The organism is Oleiagrimonas sp. (genome assembly GCF_027858935.1).
GTDB lineage: Bacteria > Pseudomonadota > Gammaproteobacteria > Xanthomonadales > Rhodanobacteraceae > Oleiagrimonas.
Window position 1 is genome coordinate 1 of the sequence record NZ_JAQIBU010000332.1, and the last position, 4,215, is coordinate 4,215.

At 63.2% G+C, this 4,215-nt stretch carries 4 protein-coding genes and 1 pseudogene; 3 read left to right on the top strand and 2 right to left on the bottom strand.

All coding sequences use genetic code 11. From position 1 onward, the window contains the following. Positions 1-224: pseudogene (locus PF446_RS12580) on the top strand (IS3 family transposase); the annotation flags it as partial. A gap of 39 nt (positions 225-263) precedes the next feature. Here the strand turns inward: PF446_RS12580 and PF446_RS12585 are convergent. Continuing rightward, positions 264-521 carry a transposase gene (locus tag PF446_RS12585; protein WP_298072128.1) on the bottom strand — a complete coding sequence of 86 codons (258 nt, stop codon included), beginning with the start codon at positions 519-521 and terminating at the stop codon, positions 264-266. 179 nt (positions 522-700) lie between these two features. Between PF446_RS12585 and PF446_RS12590 the strand changes: the two genes are divergently transcribed. Together PF446_RS12590 and PF446_RS12595 are read left to right on the top strand one after the other, a co-directional pair. Continuing rightward, a complete protein-coding gene (locus PF446_RS12590) occupies positions 701-2,014 on the top strand; it encodes a ferric reductase-like transmembrane domain-containing protein (protein ID WP_298072130.1) in 1,314 nt (437 codons plus the stop codon). A 233-nt stretch (positions 2,015-2,247) separates the two neighbouring features. Continuing rightward, entirely contained in the window at positions 2,248-2,868 is a 621-nt protein-coding gene (locus PF446_RS12595; RefSeq protein WP_298072132.1) for a DedA family protein, read from the top strand. 13 nt (positions 2,869-2,881) lie between these two features. Here PF446_RS12595 and PF446_RS12600 read toward each other — a convergent pair. Beyond that, a partial coding sequence (locus tag PF446_RS12600) for an NADH:flavin oxidoreductase/NADH oxidase family protein (protein WP_298072134.1) occupies positions 2,882-4,215 on the bottom strand: 1,334 nt, incomplete at its 5' end.

The following is a 4,215-nucleotide window of genomic DNA, read 5'->3' on the forward strand; positions in this document are numbered from 1 at the left end:
TAGTGGGCAACCATCGAGTCGATCACCGGCAAGATCGACTGCACGGCGCAGACGCTGTGCAATTGCGTGCGCCAGGCCGAACCTGACCAGGGCCTGCGCGAGGGTCTGACCACATTCGAGCGCGAGAACAGCGAGTTGCGCCAGGGCAACGAAATCCTGCGCAAGGCATCGGCGTATTTTGCCCAGGCGGTCCTCGACCGCCGGTTCAAGCGATTAAAGCGTACTTCATGGCAGTTCCGTGGCGAAGTACGCCGCCACTTTTTTTAAATATCGCGTTCCTCCGATACCCGCGCCAGTTCGCGCTTGAGACGGGCGATCTCCGAATCCTGATCCGCGTGCTTGCAACCGGATCCGGGAAACCTGAGTTCGCCCAGGCGAACCTGCTCGGCCTTCCATTTGTAGAGCTGGTTCTGCCGGATGCCCAAATCGATGGCTACTTCAGATGCCGGGCGGTCGCCGGCATCGAGCAGCCTGACTGCTTCGCGTTTGAACTCTGCGGTGAATCGTCGACGCTTGACCATGTAACACCCTCCGGGGGGATTGCCCCCGTCCAATGGTGTCCGTCATACCCGGGCCATCTCACTTCGTCCCCTTTTTCGTCTTGCGCAGACCGTGCCAGACAGTCCAGTATCGACCAGCGCGTACCGAGATCAGGAAAACTGGTCGGTGCGCGCGCACTTTTCCCACCATTTCAGACTGCATGCGCCGCGGCAAATTCATCTTCCTGCTGGTCCTTGTCTTCACCACGCTGTTCTGGGCCCTGACCGACCCACGCTGGTTGCCGGGACGCGACGTGCATCAGCTACGCGCGGCAATCGTGCAGTACAGCGGCGTGATCGCGATCGTGTGCATGGTATTCGCAGCACTGATCTCCACTCGCCCGCGCTGGCTCGAGCCGGCGTTCGGCGGTCTGGACAAGATGTACCTCATCCACAAGTGGCTGGGCATCACCACGCTGGTCTTCGCCAGCGTGCACTGGTGGTTCGCACTGGGCGCGCGCCAGATTCTGGGGTGGATCTTCAAGGGCGCTGCCGCACCCAAGGAACCCGTGCCACCGCTGATGCATGCACTGCATGTGCCGGCCCATATCATCGGCGAGTGGTGTTTCTACGTGCTTGTCATTCTGCTTGTCATCGCCTTGTGGCGACGCATTTCGTACCGAGTCTTCGCGCTCACTCACATGCTCATGACACTGTTGCTTGCGCTGCTGCTCTTCCACACGGTAGTACTGACCCGCCAGGGCTATTGGTCCGAGCCCTTTGGTTGGTTCATCGGCACCGTGGTGGCGATCGGACTGGCATGCGTGCTGGTCATCGCCTTTCGGCGTTTCGGCAAGGGACACGAGGTCGAAGGGGTGGTCGAACGCCAGACCTACTACCCCGAACTCAAGGTGCTGGAGACCGAAATCCACATCAACAGGGGCTGGCCCGGCCACAAGGCCGGCCAGTTTGCCTTTGCCAAGACCTCGCTGATCGAGGGCGGCCACCCCTTTACCATGGCATCGGACTGGGATCCGAAGAAAAAGCGCATGTTGATCATGGCCAAGGAACTGGGGGACTTCACCTCGCGGCTGCGCCATGAATACACCGTGGGGCGGCGCCTGCGTCTGGAAGGCCCCTATGGCTGCTTCGACTTCGAGGATGGCATGCCGACGCAGATCTGGATCGGCGCGGGTATAGGCATCACCCCGTTCCTGGCACGCATGCGCCAGTTGGCGCGCAACGGTCACGCCCAGGATATCCACCTGTTCCACCCCACCTCCGACGCTGACGATGCCGTCCTCGACATGGTCATGAGCAACGCGACCGCAGCGGGCATCGAACTACACATCCACCTCACCCCACGCGACGGGCGACTGGATGGCGGGGTCATCCGCGAGCAGGTACCAGACTGGCGACGATCAAGCGTGTGGTTCTGCGGGCCTTTTGCGTTCGGCAAGGCGCTTCGGCGTGATTTCACCGAACATGGTCTGAACGCCCGTCACTTCCATCAGGAACGTTTCGAGTTGCGCTGAGCAATTAAAAGGACGGAGTGTCTACGGTACCGAGGCAAGTCCCTCCAACTTCGCCCATTTCGGAGCAGCACAGGAAGCAAGTGGCACCTCTCACTAGCACTGGGCCCTACAAAAGGGAGTCAATATGTGAGTCAATCAACTGACGCATAGTTTAAATCCTATTAATATTCAACCCATTAGCGACCAAATGTGGTTGCTTGTGGAACCACTTCATAGCCCTGAGAGGGTGCCGCATGCTTGGGAAATGGTTGGCTCTGCTCGCCGGCGCGGTCATTGCGGTGATCTCCCGGACGGGCTACCTGGGCATTGTGTTGCTGATGGGCATCGAGAGTGCCTGCATTCCCTTGCCCTCCGAGATCATCATGCCGTTTTCAGGCTATCTGGTCGCCCAGGGCCAGCTGTCGCTGGGCCTGGTGGCCCTGGCCGGAGCGGTCGGCTGCCTGCTCGGGTCATGGCTGGCGTACGCCATCGGTGCCTGGGGCGGGCGCCCGCTGATCGAGCGCTACGGCAAGTACGTGTTGATCTCCCGCCACGACCTGGATCTGGCCGATCGCTGGTTTCAGCGCCATGGCGACATCACCATCTTTGTCGGCCGCTTGCTGCCGGTGGTCCGTACCTTCATCGCCTTCCCTGCCGGCGTGGTGCGCATGTCGGCATGGCGATTCAGCCTGTATACCTTTCTCGGCTCGCTGATCTGGTGCTGGGGACTGGCCTGGATCGGCATGAAACTGGGCCAGCACTGGGACACGCTGGGGGTCTATTTCCACCGCTTCGATGGGCTGATCGTCGCGGGCATCGTGATCGCCCTCGGGCTGTATGTGTGGCGGCACGTGCGCCAGTTGCGCCGCGGCTGAGCGAGGCGGACGTTCAACCCGTTGACGCATGCTTCGTGTCGCGACGAGCGGCGCGCTTGCGTGCCATCGCCCGTATGAAGTCCTTCGTGAAATGGCCCAGCAGCGTCCGCCATGGGGACAGCTCCGGTTGCGGGGCGAGGCCGGCGCCGAGGCGTTCGATCTGGTGGTAGTACCAGCCGGCCTGGGCCTGGTTGTTGAAGGCGCGCATGGTGTTGGCGCGGCTGTTCGGACCCCAGTATCCCTTGCCCAGCACCAGCCTGTCTTCCGGCACCGGCAACGCGTCGAGACCGCCGGCCAGCATGCGCGCGGGGAAATCCGGGTCCAGGCAGAACGGACGGGCGAGGCCGATCATGTCGGTATCCCCGCTGCGCAACGCGGCCTCCATGCCGGCCAGGGTGCGGAAGCCGCCCGTGATCATCACCGGCATGTGGGCGGCGGCCTTGATCGACCTGGCGTACTTCAGGAACATCGCCTCGCGCTGGCGCGTGCTGTCGCGGATCTCGGCCGGGTCGTGCGCCTTGAAGAACTCCAACTGCTCGTAGGTACCGCCGGACATTTCCAGCAGGTCGATGCCCGCTTCACTGAGCCAGCGCACCACCTGGATCGATTCGTCCAGGGTGAAGCCGCCCTGCACGAAGTCGGAGGAATTGAGCTTGACCGAGATCGGGTACGCCGCGCCCACCCTGGCGCGCACCGCGTGCACGACTTCAAGCAGCAGGTGGGCACGGTTTTCCAGCACGCCGCCCCAGCGATCGCTGCGCCGGTTGGTGCGCGGCGACAGGAACTGCGACAGCAGGTAGCCGTGGGCGGAATGGATCTGCACGCCGTCGAAGCCGGCCGCCTTCAGCACGGCGGCGGTGCGTGCGAAGCGGGCGATCACGTCGCCGATATCGGCCTCGGTCATCGCGCGTGGCTTGCCGAAATTGCCGGCCATCGAAAGCTGCACGGCCGAGGGTGCCAGCGGCGTCAGCGTGACCAGACGCGGACATTGGCGCCCGGGATGGCTGATCTGTGCCCACAGCTGGCTGCCGTGCGCATGCACTACGTCGGCCCAGGCCTTCAGCGCGTCGATGCCCGTCTCGTCCTCCACCACCACGTTGCCCGCGCGCTCCAGATAACGCCGGTCGACCATGATGTTGCCGCTGAACAGCAAGGCCGCACCGCCCTTCGCCCAGCGGGTGTAGAGCCGACGGTGCGCGGCGGTGGCATGGCCTTCGGGGGTCGCCAGTCCCTCGGTCATGGCCGATTTGCAGAAGCGATTCGCCAGCGTGTGGCCACAGGGCAAAGTGAGGGGCAGCTCGATCACGGTGGCATTCCTGTGGGTGGGCGACGGCGTATGCCATGGCA